General features: G+C 62.4%; 20 protein-coding genes and 1 tRNA gene. 13 read left to right on the top strand and 8 right to left on the bottom strand.

All coding sequences use genetic code 11. The features are described 5' to 3' along the window. Positions 1–6 precede the first annotated feature (6 nt). The 3 genes from FHS94_RS07920 to FHS94_RS07910 are packed head-to-tail and all read right to left on the bottom strand — an operon-like array spanning position 7 to position 1,783. The gene (locus FHS94_RS07920) at positions 7–147 is read right to left on the bottom strand and encodes a DUF2256 domain-containing protein (RefSeq protein ID WP_184056420.1); all 141 of its coding nucleotides are present in this window, start codon (positions 145–147) and stop codon (positions 7–9) included. After that, entirely contained in the window at positions 147–1,247 is a 1,101-nt protein-coding gene (aroB, locus tag FHS94_RS07915; protein ID WP_184056418.1) for a 3-dehydroquinate synthase, read from the bottom strand. The genes FHS94_RS07920 and aroB overlap by 1 nt, the downstream gene beginning before the upstream one ends. Continuing rightward, positions 1,244–1,783 carry a shikimate kinase gene (locus FHS94_RS07910; protein ID WP_184056416.1) on the bottom strand — a complete coding sequence of 180 codons (540 nt, stop codon included), beginning with the start codon at positions 1,781–1,783 and terminating at the stop codon, positions 1,244–1,246. Before FHS94_RS07910 ends, aroB begins: the two co-directional genes overlap by 4 nt. Before the next feature lie 80 nt (positions 1,784–1,863). On the opposite strand from FHS94_RS07910, the gene FHS94_RS19640 reads away from it, so the two are divergent. Genes FHS94_RS19640 through FHS94_RS07895 form a run of 4 tightly spaced genes read left to right on the top strand, consistent with a single transcriptional unit; the run spans position 1,864 to position 5,674 of the window. Beyond that, positions 1,864–1,998: a hypothetical protein gene (locus tag FHS94_RS19640; RefSeq protein WP_281396862.1), complete on the top strand. Its 135-nt coding sequence runs from the start codon at positions 1,864–1,866 to the stop codon at positions 1,996–1,998. After that, positions 1,982–3,799 (top strand): hypothetical protein, encoded by a 1,818-nt coding sequence (locus FHS94_RS07905; protein WP_246348427.1) that lies wholly within the window; start codon positions 1,982–1,984, stop codon positions 3,797–3,799. The genes FHS94_RS19640 and FHS94_RS07905 overlap by 17 nt, the downstream gene beginning before the upstream one ends. Before the next feature lie 3 nt (positions 3,800–3,802). Next, a complete protein-coding gene (locus FHS94_RS07900; RefSeq protein ID WP_184056414.1) occupies positions 3,803–4,717 on the top strand; it encodes a tyrosine recombinase in 915 nt (304 codons plus the stop codon). Between the two features lie 9 nt (positions 4,718–4,726). Next, positions 4,727–5,674, top strand: coding sequence for an acetyl-CoA carboxylase carboxyltransferase subunit alpha (locus FHS94_RS07895; protein WP_184056412.1), 948 nt, complete (start codon positions 4,727–4,729; stop codon positions 5,672–5,674). A gap of 83 nt (positions 5,675–5,757) precedes the next feature. On the opposite strand, the gene FHS94_RS07890 is transcribed toward FHS94_RS07895, so the two are convergent. Further along, complete coding sequence (locus tag FHS94_RS07890) at positions 5,758–5,925, bottom strand: Flp family type IVb pilin (protein WP_184056409.1); 168 nt, start codon at positions 5,923–5,925, stop codon at positions 5,758–5,760. A 99-nt stretch (positions 5,926–6,024) separates the two neighbouring features. Beyond that, complete coding sequence (locus FHS94_RS07885; protein WP_343055214.1) at positions 6,025–6,198, bottom strand: Flp family type IVb pilin; 174 nt, start codon at positions 6,196–6,198, stop codon at positions 6,025–6,027. A 74-nt stretch (positions 6,199–6,272) separates the two neighbouring features. On the opposite strand from FHS94_RS07885, the gene FHS94_RS07880 reads away from it, so the two are divergent. Next, complete coding sequence (locus FHS94_RS07880) at positions 6,273–6,671, top strand: (deoxy)nucleoside triphosphate pyrophosphohydrolase (protein ID WP_184056583.1); 399 nt, start codon at positions 6,273–6,275, stop codon at positions 6,669–6,671. A 909-nt stretch (positions 6,672–7,580) separates the two neighbouring features. Here FHS94_RS07880 and FHS94_RS07875 read toward each other — a convergent pair. Next, positions 7,581–7,654, bottom strand: a tRNA-Cys gene (locus FHS94_RS07875). Positions 7,655–7,768: 114 nt separating this feature from the next. Between FHS94_RS07875 and FHS94_RS07870 the strand changes: the two genes are divergently transcribed. The 4 genes from FHS94_RS07870 (at position 7,769) to FHS94_RS07855 (ending at position 12,536) form a co-directional block, all read left to right on the top strand. Beyond that, positions 7,769–8,554 (top strand): hypothetical protein, encoded by a 786-nt coding sequence (locus FHS94_RS07870; RefSeq protein WP_184056405.1) that lies wholly within the window; start codon positions 7,769–7,771, stop codon positions 8,552–8,554. Between the two features lie 34 nt (positions 8,555–8,588). Further along, complete coding sequence (locus FHS94_RS07865) at positions 8,589–9,041, top strand: hypothetical protein (protein WP_184056403.1); 453 nt, start codon at positions 8,589–8,591, stop codon at positions 9,039–9,041. A gap of 1,075 nt (positions 9,042–10,116) precedes the next feature. After that, entirely contained in the window at positions 10,117–10,554 is a 438-nt protein-coding gene (locus FHS94_RS07860) for a BLUF domain-containing protein (RefSeq protein WP_343055213.1), read from the top strand. 1,253 nt (positions 10,555–11,807) lie between these two features. Continuing rightward, positions 11,808–12,536: a PEP-CTERM sorting domain-containing protein gene (locus FHS94_RS07855; RefSeq protein WP_246348425.1), complete on the top strand. Its 729-nt coding sequence runs from the start codon at positions 11,808–11,810 to the stop codon at positions 12,534–12,536. A gap of 431 nt (positions 12,537–12,967) precedes the next feature. Here the strand turns inward: FHS94_RS07855 and FHS94_RS07850 are convergent, their stop codons facing one another. Then, positions 12,968–13,561: a PEP-CTERM sorting domain-containing protein gene (locus FHS94_RS07850; RefSeq protein ID WP_184056399.1), complete on the bottom strand. Its 594-nt coding sequence runs from the start codon at positions 13,559–13,561 to the stop codon at positions 12,968–12,970. Between the two features lie 1,072 nt (positions 13,562–14,633). On the opposite strand from FHS94_RS07850, the gene FHS94_RS07845 reads away from it, so the two are divergent. The 4 genes from FHS94_RS07845 (at position 14,634) to FHS94_RS20000 (ending at position 15,559) form a co-directional block, all read left to right on the top strand. Beyond that, positions 14,634–14,795: a hypothetical protein gene (locus tag FHS94_RS07845; protein WP_184056397.1), complete on the top strand. Its 162-nt coding sequence runs from the start codon at positions 14,634–14,636 to the stop codon at positions 14,793–14,795. Between the two features lie 69 nt (positions 14,796–14,864). Continuing rightward, positions 14,865–15,101, top strand: coding sequence for a hypothetical protein (locus FHS94_RS07840; protein ID WP_184056395.1), 237 nt, complete (start codon positions 14,865–14,867; stop codon positions 15,099–15,101). 48 nt (positions 15,102–15,149) lie between these two features. Further along, complete coding sequence (locus FHS94_RS07835; protein WP_184056393.1) at positions 15,150–15,350, top strand: hypothetical protein; 201 nt, start codon at positions 15,150–15,152, stop codon at positions 15,348–15,350. 62 nt (positions 15,351–15,412) lie between these two features. After that, positions 15,413–15,559, top strand: a complete 147-nt coding sequence (locus FHS94_RS20000) for a glycine zipper domain-containing protein (protein ID WP_484592894.1) — start codon at positions 15,413–15,415, stop codon at positions 15,557–15,559. Between the two features lie 863 nt (positions 15,560–16,422). Here the strand turns inward: FHS94_RS20000 and FHS94_RS19910 are convergent. After that, complete coding sequence (locus FHS94_RS19910) at positions 16,423–16,554, bottom strand: OapA N-terminal domain-containing protein (protein ID WP_184056391.1); 132 nt, start codon at positions 16,552–16,554, stop codon at positions 16,423–16,425. Positions 16,555–17,305: the final 751 nt, after the last annotated feature.

The raw sequence follows: 17,305 nt of genomic DNA, 5'->3' as shown, positions 1-17,305 counted from the left end.
CGCCCTCTAGCGCTTCTTGCGGCACGCATCCGAGCAATAGGTCACCTGGTCCCAGTCGCGGGCCCACTTCTTGCGCCAGGTGAACGGCCGATTGCAGGCTGGGCAGATCTTCGTCGGCAGATCGGCCTTTTTGACGCCATTGGGCATCAGCGCGGCTGTTCGTCGAGGAAGCGTTCCACGTCGGCCAGATCGACCGAGCGATCAAGGAAGGTTTGGCCGATCCCGCGTGCGAGCAGGAAGGGCAGAACGCCCCCGCTCGCTTTCTTGTCGTGGCGCATCAACTCGACCAGCTTGGCACCAGTCGCGGCGACACCGGACGAAGCGAGCCCTTCGGGAAGGCCGACTTCACGGAAATGGTCGCTGACGCGCTGCGCGTCCGGCTGGGGGCACAGGCCACGCCTGACCGAATAGGCGAAGGCGAGAGCGCATCCTGCGGCAACGCCCTCCCCATGAAGGAGCCGGTCCGAAAAGCCCGCTTCCGCCTCCAGCGCGTGGCCAAAGGTGTGGCCAAGGTTCAATAGCGCGCGGGTGCCGTTGGTTTCATGCTCATCCGCAGCAACGATGCGCGCCTTGGCCGACACCGCATGGGCGATCGCATAGTCACGCGTGGCCGGATCGCCGGCGAGCAGTGTTGCCCCCTGGGCTTCACACCAGTCAAAGAAGGACGGGTCGTCGATCAGCCCATACTTCACCACCTCGGCATAGCCGGCGCGAACCTCCCGCGCGGGAAGGGTGTCGAGCACGTCGGGGTCGATCAGCACCAGTGAGGGCTGGTGAAAGGCGCCGATCATGTTCTTGCCGGCGGTGCTGTTGATCGCGGTTTTCCCCCCGACGGAACTGTCCACCTGCGCCAGCAAGGTTGTGGGGATCTGCACGAAACCGCAGCCACGCTTCAGGATCGCCGCGGCAAAGCCGACCAGGTCTCCGATAACTCCCCCGCCCAGCGCGACGATGTGGTCGCTGCGCTCTATACCAAGGCGCAGAAGCCGATCGCAAAGCTGCTCCAGCGTCGCCCAACTCTTGGTCCGCTCCCCTGGAGGCAGCACGATCGACTCGCTGTCGATCGCCGCAGACCCAAGCGCTTCCTGCAACTTGGCGAGATGAGGGCGGACATTCTCGTCCGTGACGATCACCAGCCGCCGCCCGCGCGCGAATGGCGCAAGGTGCTCGGCCGCACGGCTTAGCAACCCGGCCTCGATCAGGATGGGATAGCGCCGGTCGCCCAGTTCAACAGAAACCGTGTTCATGCGCCGATCGCCTCCATGATGGCGGCCACCGTTGTTTCATGCGGGGCCTTATGGCTCGACACGCGAAAAGGCGCGAGCGCGTAAATGGGATTACGGACGCGCGCGAGTTCGGTCAGCACCTCCACCGGATTCTTGCCGCGCAACAGCGGGCGCGTGTCGCGGCGGCTGACCCGTTCGGCAAGGACGCGCGGATTGGCATCCAGCCAGACTGCGACAGCGTTTTCGAGGATCAGGCGCCGCGTTTCCTCGTTCAGGAACGCGCCGCCGCCCGTTGCGATCACCTTGGGGGTTCCATCGACCAGCCGAGCGATTACCCGGCGCTCCCCGTCGCGGAAATACGGCTCGCCGAAGCGGTCAAAGATTTCCGCGACGCTCATTCCCGCCGCTTTCTCGATTTCGGTGTCCGCGTCGGCGAAGGGCAGGTGAAGCTTTGCAGCGAGGCGCCGGCCCACCGTGGATTTACCGACGCCCATCAAGCCAATCAGCACGATCGGCTGCCCCTTCCACGGCTCAACAGGCTTACGGCTTTGCAACATCGGTTGGGGGCTATACTAGGCAGGGCGCGCCCGGCAATGGTCGGGTCCCGGTCACGAACAGCGTCAACCAAGGTTTGCCCATGTCCCGCCTCCTCGTCACGCTTCTCGTCATTCTGGTGGTGGTCGTGGGCGGCCTGTTCCTGTTGTCCAGCCGCGCGCACGAAGTGCCGCAGACCCAGGTCGAGAAGGCGGTCTCGCTTGACAACCTCTCCTAGCGGGCTGCGGCGGGTCGCTGCGGTGACGCTGGTCGCCGCGGTGACGCTGCCGGCGTTGGCGCAGCAGGAACGGCCCGAGTCGATCCTGCCGCCTGGCTTTGGCGAGCCCGCGGCCACGCCGAGCGCCCGCCCGAGCCCCCGGCCCAGCGCTACCGGCCTTACCAGCGGCCCGATCGCCGCACCGACGCCGTCGCAGGCAACTGCGGTGGTTCAGCCGCTACCGGCGCCGGAGCCGAGCGCATCGCCATCGGAAACGCCGAGCCCGACGCCCACGCCTGACGCGCGGGTGCTGGCCGAATACGAGATGCCGGCCGCGGCGCGCCGGTCGCTCGCGTCTGTGGGGCCGATCGGAACGGGGGAGGGCGCCTTGCCCGCGGACGCGTTCGGGGCCGCGGACGGGCAATACCTAAAACTGCTCATGCGTAATCTGTCGGCACCGCTGCCGTCGCGCTGGATGTCGATCCTGTTGCGGCGCGCGCTGGTGGGGCGGATCGACACGCCAGCCCATGTGAACGGCGCCGATTTCGCCGCGGAGCGAGCCTGGTTGCTGCTGCGCATGGGCGAGGCGCCCGCGGCGCGCGCGCTGGTGCAGGGCGTCGATGTGGCAAACACGACGCCGAAGCTGCTTCAGGTCGCGATGAACGCAATGCTCGCTGCGGGTGATCCGGGGGGGCTGTGTCCGTTGCAGGCGCGCGCAGCTGCCTTGGCCCCCGCGCGTGGCTGGACCACGGCGGGGGCCATCTGCGCCGCGCTGAGCGGAAATCCGGCTGCGGCGAAGGCGCAACTGGCGCAGGTTCGTAGGCGCCGCGTGGCGAGCGGCATCGACCTGCAGCTTGCGCAAAAGGTGATCGGCGCGGGACCCAATGGTGGCCAGGCGATGACGATCGAGTGGGCTGGCGTCGACCAGCTGACCGCGTGGCGAATCGGTCTGTCGTTGGCGACGAGCACGCCGCTGCCCGACGAGCTAATGGCGACCGTCGGGCCACAGGCTAACTGTTGGCGGGCCTTGGCCCCAGGCGTTCCTCCGGCTCTTCGACTGCCTGCGGCGGAAGCTGCGGCAGGGCAGGGCGTCTTGTCCAACCTGGCGATGGTCGACCTGTACGGATCGGTAGAGGGGGGCGACGATGCCCCGTCCGCGGCGGTGGCGGTCGCAGACGATCTTCGCACGGCCTATACCGCGGCCGACGCGGCTGCGCGCCTAGCGGCATTGCGTCGCATCTGGGGGCGGGATGATGGGCAGACGCCCTATGGCCGGCTGGTGCTGACTGCCCGTGCGGCCATCAGAGTGCCCGCAGGCACGGCGAAGGCGCCGGCCGATCGATTGGTCGCATCAATGCTGTCGGCAGGGCTGGACCGGACGGCGGCACGCTGGCGCGGGTCGGTGGAAGCCGGTGGGGATGCCTGGGCCATGCTGGCGCTCGCCGATCCCGACCTGTCCCAGCGGCTGACCTATCGCGATGTGTCGAGCTATGCCGGATCGGGTGACAGCGCGGTCAAGCAGCGGTTGTTCTTCGCGGGGCTGGCTGGGCTGGGGCGGCTCGCTCCCGCGGACATCGAGCGTGCGGCCGAAGCATTGGAGGTGCGGATCGGGGCGGAGAACCCCTGGACGCGGGCACTGGATCGCGCGGCTCTGGCAAACCAGCCGGGGACGGTGGTCCTGCTGGCCGCAATCGGTATGCAGACAGGTTCTTGGCGCGGAGTCCCGCCCGAGATGCTGTACCGCATTGTCGGGGCGCTGCGTGCGGTTGGGCTGGGTGGTGAGGCGCGGATGATCGCTGCCGAGGCGATCGCGCGGGCCTGATCCATGGGCACGGATGCGGCCCTGATCGATCGCTTTCTGGAGATGCTGGCGGCGGAGGCGGGGGCGGCGGCCAACACGCTGGCTGCCTATCGTTCAGACCTGGCGCTGGCGTCGACGGAACTGGCGGGGGAACTGACGACGGCGGATGCCGCCGTGCTGGCGCGACTGGCGCACGGCTGGCGAGATCTGTCGCGATCGACGGTGGCCCGCAAGGCGGCGTCATTGCGGCGGTTCTTTGCATTCCTGCACGACGAAGGACATCGCGGCGATGACCCTGGCGGCACACTGCCAAGGCCCGGGACCGCCCGGCCTTTGCCCAAGGTGTTAAGCCTTGACGACGTCGAACGACTGTTCGGCGCGATTGCGGCGCGGCTGGCGAAGGAACCGGTGCTTCCGGCTGACCTGAGGCTCGCTGCCTTGATGGAACTTCTGTACGGATCGGGGCTGCGCGCGACAGAACTGGTCTCGCTGCCGCGGTCGGCGGTGTCGCCGGATCGCCCCTTCCTGATCGTGCGCGGCAAGGGTGGGCGCGAGCGGCTGGTACCCATTTCCGATCGTGCCCGCGCTGCTGTCGCATCCTGGCGCAACCATGTGGCGCCCGATCGGCAATGGCTGTTTCCCTCCGGGAAGGGCCACCTGTCGCGCATTCGACTTTTTCAGCTGGTGAAGGCGCTGGCGGCGGAGGCGGGGATCGCGCCCGATCGGGTCAGCCCGCACGTGCTTCGCCACGCGTTCGCCACTCATCTGCTGGCCGGCGGCGCGGATTTGAGGGCTCTACAGACCATGCTTGGTCATGCCGACATTGCCACAACCGAGATTTACACCCACGTCGAAGCGAGCCGATTGGTGGAACTGGTGAACACGCGCCATCCCCTGAACGACGCTGGCCGCGTTGACCTTCGGCCCTCGCCCGCTTAGCGCGCCGCGATGCCAAGTTTCCTGGATTTCGAAAAACCGATCGCCGAGCTGCAGGGCCGTATCGACGAGTTGCGCGACACTGCTGCCGACGGCACGGTCGACATCAGTGCGGACCTCGCCCGTCTTCAGGCGAAATCTGACAAGCTGCTTCGCGATACATTCGCCAGATTGACCCCGTGGCAAAAGACGCAGGTCGCGCGCCATCCCGAGCGCCCGCACTTCAAGGACTATGCTGCGGGACTCTTCGATGACTGGATGCCGCTTGCTGGCGACCGCGCTATTGGGGACGATCAGGCGATCCTGGGCGGCTTCGCCACCTTCCGTGGACGCCGAGTAATCGCGATCGGTCACGAGAAGGGGGCGGACACCGCAAGCCGGCTCCGCCACAATTTCGGCATGGGCAAACCCGAAGGGTACCGCAAGGCGATCCGCCTGATCGGTCTTGCCGATCGGTTCGGGTTGCCCGTGCTGACACTGGTGGACACGTCTGGGGCCTTTCCGGGCATCCAGGCCGAGGAGCGCGGCCAGGCGGAAGCGATCGCGCGATCGACCCAGGCGTGCCTTGCGGCGGGCGTTCCAGTGATCTCCGCGATCGTCGGCGAAGGCGGTTCAGGGGGCGCAGTGGCGCTGGCTGCCGGTAATCGCGTGCTGATGTTCGAACACGCAATCTATTCGGTGATCAGCCCCGAAGGAGCAGCGTCGATCCTGTGGCGCACGGCCGACAAGGCCGCCGATGCCGCCGACGCGATGCGTATCACGGCGCAGGACCTTAAAGGTTTCGGCATCATCGACACGGTCGTGCCGGAGCCGTTGGGTGGCGCACATCGTGCGCCCCATACAGCGATCGACGCTCTTGGCGACGCAATCGACCAAGCATTGGACGATCTGGTTGGCCGAGATCCACAGGTGTTGCGGGCGGACCGCCGGGCGAAATTCCTGGCGATGGGTCGACTTTGAACTTCAACAAAATGACCAAATGAGAAGGGCGGCGGAACCGATGGTCCGCCGCCCTTCATCTGTCCGCTTGCCGAGGAAGTGTCTTACGACGCCTTCATGTTCGACGAGATGTTGCTGAAGGTGGTCGTCAGCTGAGTACCAATGCCCTTCATGGCGGCGATAGCGGCAACGGCGATCAGGGCAGCGATCAGACCGTATTCGATTGCGGTCGCGCCCTTGGAATTCTTGAGGAAGTTGCGGATCTTCTGCATTGCGGTCTCCATGGTCTTGAAACTTCAGTCACCCGGCTGGTCCAGTCTTCCGGATCGAACCAACAATCGCCCGTGTAGAGGAGGCGGGTTGAGAAAGGCTTAAGAGCCACCCATCGCCGTCGCGACTTTGTTGCTGACATCGTCCCACATGCCGATTGTTGTCTGAGCGGTGGCACGGAGCGCCCCGACCATGGCGAGCACGATCAACGCAGCGATGAGGCCGTATTCGATGGCAGTTGCCCCGCGAGCATCGGCAGACAGGCGGCGCAGCACGCGCTTTACCAAGGAGCGATGAACGGTCATGGCAATGCGAAGTACGGGAATGAGGTAAACGATTGGTGGACTCGATGCCTCCGTTGCTGGTCGTCGCCGGCGCGCTGGTTCGAGGCGGGGCCGTGCTGGTCCAGCAACGTCCGGCCGACAAGGCCATGGCCGGATTATGGGAATTCCCCGGCGGAAAGGTCGATGCCGGGGAGGCGCCCGCAGAGGCTCTGGCGCGCGAACTCAATGAGGAGCTCGGGGTCTCCGTTGACCCCGTCAAGTTGACCCCAATCACATTCGGCACCGGCCTGATCGGCAGCCGCGATCTGGTCCTGCTTCTTTATCGGGTGGCTCAATGGACGGGCGAGCCGCAGGCGCTGGAAACCCCTGAGCTGCGTTGGGTTGATGCCGATGCGCTTCGAGACCTGCCGATGCCGCCGGCGGACTTGCCGCTTATTGCGCCATTGTGCCGCATTCTGGGTTGAAGTGACGGAAGGGGGCGAGCTCAGCCTCGCTCCCTTCATCGCGTCGAAGTGAACCAGACCAAGTTCACAACGGTCCGTTCGAGGCGGGTTACGGGCGAGAACTTGTGCCAATTAGGTCCGAACTCACTCGGTAATTTGTCGTCAACCGTTGCCGGCGCGTATCGCGCTATGATCCACGCACCTCCCGTCCAGGCAATCGCGCAGGCTGCATCGCTGCAGCAACTGTTCTCGGCGCATCAGCAGTTGCTGGATGGCTTAGCGCGCCTTGAAACAGAGACGGCGAGGCCCGTTCCCGACAAGGCGGCAGTCGGAGCGGCGCGGTTGGCGCTGTCACAGGCAAGCCGGAAGCGGAGCACGATCCTGGACAGCGTGCTGGCTTCTGAAGCACGCATCAGAACTGGCCCAGACCTGTTGCAGCTGGTTGCCTTGCAGGACAGCGTGCGAAGAGCGCGCACGGCTTCGACTGCCCATGTCGCAAGATGGAGCCAGTCGACGTTGGAGGCTGACTGGCGCGGTTATTGCCGCGACTCGGCCCTAATGCGCCGACACATGCGCAGGCAGATGGAGGCGGAGACACAGTTTTTCGTGCAATCGAGTGGATCTGGTGGGGGCCGTGGCTGACAGCCAAGACAGTTAAGCTTTACCGCCGCGACACGCCGTCATCGTTGCAGCGGCGTGCACGGGACAGCCTTGGCGAATGAGCGGGGCGTTCATGGCACGACGCTATGAATGGTTTGGTAGCCCCTGCCGTCGCCAGTTGCTCAACCATTGTTGACTCAATTCAGCGCGGCCGAATGAAGATCGCTTCTCCCAATAACAGCCGCAAGGTGGCCAAACTCGATCTTGGGGGCGGGGGCGTCGAGCTCGAGACAGCCGCGCAGCCTTTCAGGAATTTATCCCTAACGAAGTTGGAGGCCCGACCGGGAATCGAACCCGGGTGCAAGGATTTGCAGTCCTCTGCGTCACCACTCCGCCATCGGGCCTCGACGCCGGGAGAGGCGCGCAAATGCGTGGTTTTCTGCACCGCGTCAACAGGCGAGTACGCACTCGTTTTCAGCAAGTGCGCAGTGTTCCCGTTTCGGTCACGGAGGCGGCGCATGCCTGAGAACAGCGCGATCGAGAAGCCGCTGAAGGCATACGCCGTCCTTGAACATGACGAGCGCACCGGCGCGATCTATTTTGCCCGCCATGCCATCGTTGCCCGGAAGACGGGGGCGGCGGAGTATGGCGACGGTGAGCTGTCCTACGTCACGTGCAATCGTGCCCCATGGGCGGATCGCTTCGCAGACACTGGCGTGGTTCCCGTCTCGATGATGGTTGAGAATGGATGGCACTTTGAGTGCACCTGCTGCGGGTCGAGGATCGATAAAGACCTGCCCGATCGCTGGCGCGACCGGAACCACGACGGTCTGGCCGACATGCTGCGTGAAGCTCGGCGTTGGCGACGCTGGAAGCCAGCCATGATCATGGGGAGCCAGCATACGCAGGTGTTCTGCGATGCGGCCTGCGAGGCCGCATGGGACAGGGAGCAAGCCGAGACACAACGGATTAGGGATCGCACCGTCGAGCGGTTTAAGGCCATCGTGCTTCGCCGCTTTCCGGACGCTGATATCGTTGATGACGATGACCGCTGGCAGCGGCCCCATGTCTATGTCACGCGGAACAGGGGCGGCCGGCTGGTGCCCCGGCAAGTCGTCGTGGCGTTCCGCTTTCCAGGAATGGAATACGGCCCAGCAACGCTGCGCTGGGATCACCGATCAACGTATCGTGGCGGCAGACCAGAGTGGAGCTGCTGCGGCGGCGATAGAGACGCGTTCGAAGCGTGGGCGAGGTCCGTGAAGCCTGCCGTCGCTCCCGCCCCGTTCGCGATGGAGGAGGCGTGATGACGCACGAGATGTGCGGCGTTACTGCGTCAGGATGAAGAAAGGCACGTCACCTCCGAACCTCTTCGCTGCCGCGAGATCGTTCGCCATGGCTGCACGTCTTTTGCAGCCGCAGGCCTCTCAGGCGGCAGCCATCCCATTCTACTTCTTGAACGGATTCGCGATCGAGATGGCACTCAAGGCGGTGATCCTTAGGGCCAATCGAGATCAGGGTCAGTTGAAACGGATCGGCCACGACCTTCTGGGAGGGTTGCGGGCTGCTGAGGATTGTGGCCTGAGCCTCGCGGAACCTGAGACCTTCAATATGATCAAGCGCATGTCGGTCGTTCATGGCGATCACACATTTCGGTGCATTCCCGACATCGAAGAGGTCGAGGTCATCGGACCGGGGCTGCTGGAGACGCTTCTGGGCAGACTATTGACACGGATCGAAGCCGAGTTCGACGTCTGGGAAGATCAGGACCCGGGCACGGCCAAACGGCTCTAACAGCTTGCCCACCTCACTGAACCGGGTAGGTTGCCAGATGTATCAAGGAAGAGCGGCCTTAATGCGCCGTCTTAGCTTAGCAGCGACCGCTTCCCAGGGCTGAAGTCGCGCGGTCTCGCCAGCGAGGGCGAGCGATCCGATCCGTGAAGCCACGAGCGCCCACGTTCTCACCTCAAATTCCCCGACGGAGGACGGGCCAGCAGACATTGCCCGGTATTATCACCCCGTTTGGGGCGGGAACGCCAGTGTCTCTAACGATTTCGTCACCTCTTCGGAGGCACCTTCGTGACCATGCTTAGGCCACCCATGCCCGCGCGCTTCGCTGAGCTGCGGAACTGCATCGATGACGTATGCAGCCAAGCAAGTGCGCTCCTGAACGATAGTTGCGGCGCCGAAAACGCTCCTAAGCTCGCCCGAACTAGGTGGCGACTGACGAAGGCGCTCAGTGACTACCACGCATTCGTCTTGGGTGAGTTCTGCGGTGCTGGAGCCGGGTCTCCCTCTGATGAGGAACGGGCGAAAGAGCGTGTGAAAGCCGACTGCCATGCGCTGAACAAGCTTATGCAGGTATGCGCAAGAGCGTGGAGCTCTGGGGACAACCACGCTCGATGGGAAGAATATCGGCCAGCAGCTCTCCACCTGCTCACGACCGTGCAGCATCAGCTGACACGGAACGATGACGCTCTCAGGGACCTATCCTTCGCGCGCTCATCGCGACGCTCAACTCAGGCTGCCACGATCGCAAGGTCGGCGTTGAGATAGCTTACCCACTTTACCGGACCGGGTAGGCTGGACCGGCAAGAAAGAGCGCATGGATCCTAAGTGGTTGGGCATAGGCGTCGCGATCGGCGCGGGAGTGGGCGTGTCGATGCACAACGTCGGACTGGGCGTCGTACTTGGAGCGGCGATTGGGGCGGTGCTGTCGCTTCGATCAAAGGGCCGATCCCGGCCTTAGGTGTTTCTGCCGACCGCCAATTGCTGACGTGCCGAGCTTGTTCGGCACCCCCGGAGGGTGTCGCAGTTAGGTCCGTACCCATCCCAACTAGGGCAGCAGAGCCTCCCGTGGCATGCTGCTATGATGCTCAGTTCGCTACTATATGTGAGCCGCAGCTTGGTCCCGCCTGACGACCAGGGCGAGCAGCTTCTTGCTATCCAGGCCCTGTCACACATCCGGAATGTCGAGCTGGATTTGACTGGGTTTCTCGTGTCAACACAGGACTACTTTAGTCAGTACCTTGAAGGCGACGCCGATGCCGTATCCGTCCTTATGCAAAGCATACGGGCGGACACACGGCACACCGACATCAAGGAAACACCGTTGTTAGTAGAACTTGATTATCGGCTCTTTCCCCACTGGCGCATGACCTGCTTCCCGACTGGCTGCTTCGTCAGCCGGCACGTGGAGCCGATCCTCAGCGGCTGCTTCAATAAGATGGATACAGAGTCGGTAATCAGCTTGATTCAGTTCGTGCGTCAAACCGCGCCCGATCTCGTTCGTACGCCTGCTGATTAGGGCTAGTCTGGCCGGGCACTGCAGACTCGCAGCTCTGGCCCACCTCACCGCACCGGGTAGGCAGAGGCGAGACAAGCGCTGTCTTCTGCTCGCACCTCAGGGCAGGTGGCCGGTTTACTCAGTTCCATTCCGGGACGAGCTGGTCCAGCTGGCCCGTAACGCCTGCTTGCTCACGTGTAACGTCCGGCTACCCTGCCGTTTGGGGGAGACAGGAATGGGCACAAGCACTTGGCGTGAGTGGACGATCGCTGAAAAGAAGCGGCTGTCTGATCTAGCGAGCATAGGCCTAATCGACGACGAGATTGCGAGGGCTATGGATTGGCCAGTGCGTTCAGTCTCGGCCCAACGTATGCTGATGGGCATTCCTCCGAACAAGCGCTGATCCTGCCTTGCCCACCTCACCGAACCGGGTAGGCTGGCCCGCACTATCCCGGTGTCCGATCCCGCCGCATAGTGTCGAGTTAGCCGGCCTGATTGCGCACATCTCTTATCGGAGTACGTCGCCAAAATGAGGCCACATAGCTTTTGGTGGTTTATCGGGCTGGTCGCACTCACCTCATGCGCCGACTCAGCCCAGCGCGAAGCAGAGCGCGTTCTAGCCGGCACGGGGATCGAGCGCTGCTTGGCTGCCGCACACTGGACCCGAGCCAAGCGTGTCGGCGCGTACGTAGAAGAACTAGAATTGGGGTCGTACTTCAACGCACTCGACGAGCCTCCGGAGTCACGTCCTCGCGGAGTGGAAAGCGACTTTGACGCCCGCTTGGTTGGGCACGCCCAGATGGTTCTGGGAGGCTTTCTCGTGAAGTATGCGAAGGATTATCGAGAGGCGGGCTCGCCTCGGACAGCAACTTCCGAGGCCCTGCGACGGTCAGGCTTCGACGGCAGGCTTCTCAGTGGCAGCACTACCGGTCCGGGAGGTTGGATCAGAGGCGAAGCAGAAGGATGGCTCTCGCGAGAAACCGATCTTTCCTGCGGATCGGATCAGCACAATGGTCGCTTTTTCATCATCAAGGACTTCCGACCGGCGTTTCGCGTAAGCGTTCGCTAGCCGCCCAAGCGAACAGCTTCGGCACTTGTCCACCTCACCGAACCGGGTAGGCTGGATGAGCTAAGTTGGTGACTCGAACTGCCGGCCTCAGGTTCAAAGGGGAAGAGTGTCCCAAGCAGGACAATTTCGCGGATAGCGGCTCTTAACCAGACTTGCCCAGCTCATCGCGAAGTGATCTGTTGCGCGTTGATCTGAGGGGGGACAAATGCATCGAATCACGTCATCGCTGGCCGTAGTTGCCTGCCTCACAATGACAACTGCCGGCGTCGCCGCGGGGCCTGTCACCTTCAGTGGTTCGGGCGTAATCAACTCTACTGGCGGCAAACTGGCACCGAGTGGTGTCAGCCCAGTTGGCAGTGCGTTCAACTTCAGGTTCTCGTTCGACCCGGCGACCGCATCGCTGATCCAGTCGGACGATGGGTACGCATTGTACGACCTCGCGGTGTCTAAGCCGACTGCAACGCTTGGCGGCTTCAGTTTTCCGGCGTCCAACGATCCGGTGCTAACGCCGCTCGTTGAGTTGTCTCGCGGGTTCTCCTTCTTCGGCGGGGACTCGTCCGAGCCCTCACTTGCTTTCACCTTCTTCTTATTGGGTACGCCGACCACCTCCGCAGCGGACACTCCATTTCTCGGATCGGCTGGACGGAGTCAGCAGCTGGCGATCGGGGGAGTGTTTCGATCGTCCGACCTAAGTGCGCCGTTGACGATCAACAGCCTGTTCGGGAGCGGCACTCCGTTCTACCAAAATTTCGAGTACGGGACGAGAGATCCGGCCCTGCGGCAGAGCGGTCTCCTGGAAGGCAGCTATGTTGGAAGCTTCACGGCTCCTGTACCTGAGCCTGCGACATGGGCTTCGATGATCGCTGGCCTTAGCTTGGCAGGTGGTGTTGCAGGCTATCGCCGCCGCCGTAAGACGAAGGTCAGGTTCGCCTGATCGTAAGTAGCCGTTCGGCTATTCTGGACGGCCATCCTCGCACCTGTGGGCGGATCCCGTTCAGCATCGTCAGCGGGCGTCCAAACGACGGCCTTTTGATCCTACATTACCCGTACCTTGCCCACCTCACCGAACGGGGTAGGCTGGCGCGCCCGCACCGGCTGAGCGCAGGTCTTTCGAGGAGCGTCTCGCGCGGTAGGGTGAATTAGGGCCGGCGTGGTCCCAGCGGCGTAAAAACCGGTCACAACCGGAGGCCACAATTCGAGTCCTGTCGTCGGCCCACCCGACGACCCGAAACTGATACATTTTGCGGCGCCGAAGTACGTTGCACCAGCACCAGGCTTAGCACCAGCTAGGCTGGTACCCTGAGCCTACAACCCGGGCCTGGCTACCTGCATGGCCGCCCAGAGTGCCTGTACGGCCGACGTTCTTCAGGCAAACATCACCTTCGCTTTACGCCTGCGACGGTATGCTGCTGCGCCGCTTGCCAGGCTAAGACCGGCAGCCAGTGACGCCCACGTTGCGGGCTCGGGGACTGGCGCAGCCATGGAACCATCTACCATCAGGCGACCAGAACCGCCGCTGAAAACCTCGGTGCCTCCGTCGGTGGTGTAAGATGAGGTAGAGAAAGTGCCTCGCTTGTTCAGGAGCTCTGCAAGCGTGGGAAGATAATGCTTTTGACCTAGCACGTTGAAGAAGTTCACGCTTATCAATGGCTGCGACCTGGCACCGGAGAAGCTGGCCTCTTTGTCCGCCCTGTCGTAGTTCGCGTACAGCACTGGAGAGACATAATCCTCCAGCTTAGTCTCGAGCGAGATGTACTCTGCACCCTCAAACAGGCCCATTGTATCCTCGTTGTACACCCGGTCATACACGATGAGGCCCGTGATTTTGTCACCCGCTTTGTACAGACCATAGGCGTCGTTGCCGAACACACCTGTGAACGGGATCTCTATGTGGTAGTTATCAGCACCGGCTACAGTGGGCAGAATCGCAAGAACGCCAGCAAGTATGTAGCAGTTCATGTCTTATCCCCTGTGTGACCCAGGCAGATGCTAGACCTCGTAGTCGGCGACGCAAGCCAATTGGGCGGGCTATGCTGAAAGTCTCGGTGCGTAGGAATAGGTGGCGCAGCTCGATTGTACTTTCAGGAAGCTATCGTGCAATGATTGCTGGCGAAGGCGGACCTTGCTCTGGCGGTTTGCTACCTGTCCGAACCGGTAGGCCAGACCGACACCCCAAAGAGAGCGCATGGATCCGAAGTGGTTGGGCATAGGCGTCGCAATCGGCGCGGGAGGCGGGGTAGCAACGCACAACATCGGACCGGGGATCGCCCTCGGGGTGGCGATTGAAGCGGTGCTATCTCTTCGAGCAAAGGGCCGACCTCGCTCCTGGTCCTCGCTTGCCCGCCTGGGAACCGGGTAGGCCGGCGCGAAACCAGCGCTGGCAGCTGCTTGCACCTTAAGGGCAGGTCGGAGGTTACTCAGTTCCATTCCGGGACGAGATGGGCACAGCTGGTTCGCAGCGCCTGCTTGCTCACATGCAAGGCCCGGCTACCCTGCCGCTTGGGGGAGACAGGAATGGGCAAGAGCACTTGGCGTGAGTGGACCCTCGACGAGAAGAAGCGGCTGTCCGATCTAGCGAGCGTAGGCTTAATCGACGACGAAATTGCTAGGGCTATGGACTGGCCAGTGCGTTCCGTCACAGCACAACGAATGCTGATGGGCATACCTCCGAACAGGCGCTGATCCTGCCGAGCCACCTCGCCGAACCGGTAGGCTGCCCTCCCGGAGGACTCGCAACATTAGGGGCAAACCGGGTCGCCGATGAGCGGCTTCGGACGACTCTGATCTAGCGAGACTAACGAAGCAGGAGCGTACGGACGAGTAGATCGGAAAGGAACTTTATCTCACCGTCTGAGCAGTCACGGCTCAGCGCGTACTCCTCCGGGATCGCTCGACAGAACGGAGGTAATAAGCGTTTTGCCCAATCTGAAACATACGTTGCCGTGAAGAAAGATAGCCTTTGCGGGACGTTGACGAGGCTTTCCGTGCCAAGGCCTATCTAGGTACGCGCTTAGTACGCTTAGGAGGTCTCGTGAACTTCATCGCCGCGGCAGCGCTGATCGAGCGCTACGGAGATGCCGGCGGAGTGGCCAGGTATATTGTTGGCCAGATTCTAGCGGACCCAGAGTCGGAAGCGCACTGGCGCGCCACCGCCGCCGCCTGCCACGAGTTGCTCACGGCTAAGATCCATTGAGTCTAGGCGTCGACGGCTTGCCTACCTAACCGAACCGGGTAGGCTGGAGCGAACGCGCGAGGCCGACAGATGCAGCTGTTCAAGATGGAGTTCACCGTTACCGAAGAGGAAGCGGTGGAGATCGGGCGACGCCTACTCGACGCCCAATCACCCGACGAAATTGATCTGGGTGACACCGCCTCACTCGTCGGACGCGCGATCACAACGGCCCTTGCCTCGTTTGCGGGCCCGGACCACGGCACCTATTTCACACGGTATCATTCAGAGGCCACGACTGAGTACCTTCAACAGCAGAGCCGTGAGTAGGCCGTCTACATGCTTGCTGGCTTTGGTGAACCGGCTAGGTTGGAGAGCATGCCAAAGCTGCCTAGACGCTTACCTTACGAAGCGATCATCCTAGCCGGTCTGCTGCTGGGCAGCTGTGAAGACCGGCTCTCCCCAAAGCGCATTGCTGAACAGGCTGACGTTGCCGATGTGAATGCGCGCAATGCTCTGGCGCGCGTCAGTGAGCTGGAAAGCAGAGTGAGCGAGATCGAGCGCAAACTCAATCACTAGGCAAGCTGGGGACCTTGTCCACCTCACCGAACCGGGTAGGCTGCTTGCAGGGAAGGCAAATCATGAGCCCAAAGTGGATCGGTATCGGTATCGCGCTCGGCGCGGGCGTCGGAGTAGCAATGCATAATCTGCCGATTGGAATCGCGATCGGGACAGCGTTGGGAGTCGCGCTTTCGTTCAGGGCGCAGCGGAGCTCGCGTAGACGTTGACCGTGGGTCGAAACCGAAGATCTGGGCAGACCGAGCTATGACTCGCCGTTCTCGCGCTAACTTAGCGTTCTCGCTCGTGCAGGCCACCGTTGCCGCAGCCGGGCGGCAGTCGGCCATCCTTGGCTCGGTGTCGTCGCGGGATTTATTACCGCCCTCGCGATACGCCATGCATCCGAAAACTGGTCTTCCTCCGGCCGGTGATGCTGCCCCACTCGCTTTGCGGGTAGGCGGACGGCTTAAGTACGAAGGTATGCTCTTACTTGAGAACTCATTCTGTCTGCCTCACCAAACCGGCGTGGGCTGATCCGCTGTCGTCCGGCCTCCGCTTTCGCCCCAATAGCGGACGTCCATCTAGGCGGGTAAGTAGCACTTAGCGTTTTGCTTCAGGAGGCAAGGCAATGACCAGAGCTGATCGTTTGTGTATCATCGTGGCCGTTCTGCCGGTCGGAATGTTAGTCTCCGGTTTGCTCGGCACTATGGTGGTGCGCAGCGCGACGGGCGCAAGCCCGTTTCCTGACGGTTCAGCGAATTACGTCCTTCCCGCCAGCTTGCTGGTGACGTTCGGTGCCGTTCTGGCAGCGAACCTCCTTCGCATCAGAGTCGCCCACCTACGTCGCTAGCGAGCGTCCGCTTTCCTGCGATTGTGTTGAAAAACTCTGCTGGTCACGATCGATTGGTCCGGACCGGCAAGATAATATCAAGACATCAAACGAGACTCCTCGATTCGCGCAGTATATTTGTGCCGTAAGTAACAAAGTGGCGCTTGATCGGGCCTTGCAGGGCGACGGCCGACCTTTTCAACACAATCCTGCCAAAGCGGACTTCCGCTTGCCCACCTAACCGAACCGGGTAGGCTGCCTCTATCAATGTGACGCCTGAAAGAGCGTGCGCCCGATTTCGATCCCAGCGGCAAACATGGCCGCCCAAACGGCTACCGTGATCAGGATCCGGTGCAATTTAGGCAGCTGATCAAACCAGGCTCTGAACTGCGCCACCCTCGGTCTCCCTCCCTGGCGTCCCTACCGCGTCCGGACATCGGGGCAAGCGCCCTGAGCTGCTCCAAGGTGACCCGAACGGCATGAATAAGCCCCATTGCCCACCTGAGCGAACCGGGTAGGCTCGGGCCCAATGTCGTTTCTGATCGGCTGGAGGCGCTAGCCGTCGAGCCGCTTGCTCCGGACTCGGAGCAGCACGATGGATCAATCCCTATGGTTTTACCTGCTTGCGGCAGGGCCCTTCACGTTTTCGATCTTGCTCGCCCTAGATTGGAACTGCTCGCCTAAGAGCGCTGGGGAGATCAGACGGAGGCGCGAAGCGGTCGAGGAGCGCGCGCGAAAGGACGACGACACCAGCGGCGGTCCTCCATCCTGACGTGCCCACTTCACCGAACCGGATAGGCGTAAAGTTGATTGCTTCAAGGTGCTGGCACGACAGCCGGGGACAGTCATTCGCGTGCCCTTCTCACGTCGTCGATAAAGCGTATCTTCAGCTTCTCGACTCGGAGAGGGAGAGAAATCAATGACCAAGTTGCAGAAGGTTTGGCTTAAAGCGGCCTGTCTCATGACCGTGTATTCGGTCATCCCGGTCACCCCTAGTGCGGCTCAATCCGGAGATATTTGTTACGGCATCGCTCGAACTGAGTGCATATACGGAGCCTCCAAGGATCAATACGTGAGCTATAGTGCATGCTTCCAAGCTCAATACGCGCTTTGCAAAACGCGTGGGGATAACGGCTGCAAACCGCCT

This window comes from Sphingomonas aerophila (assembly GCF_014199305.1).
In the GTDB taxonomy this organism is placed as follows: Bacteria; Pseudomonadota; Alphaproteobacteria; order Sphingomonadales; family Sphingomonadaceae; genus Sphingomonas; species Sphingomonas aerophila.
This window is presented reverse-complemented; position numbering and strand designations above follow the sequence as displayed.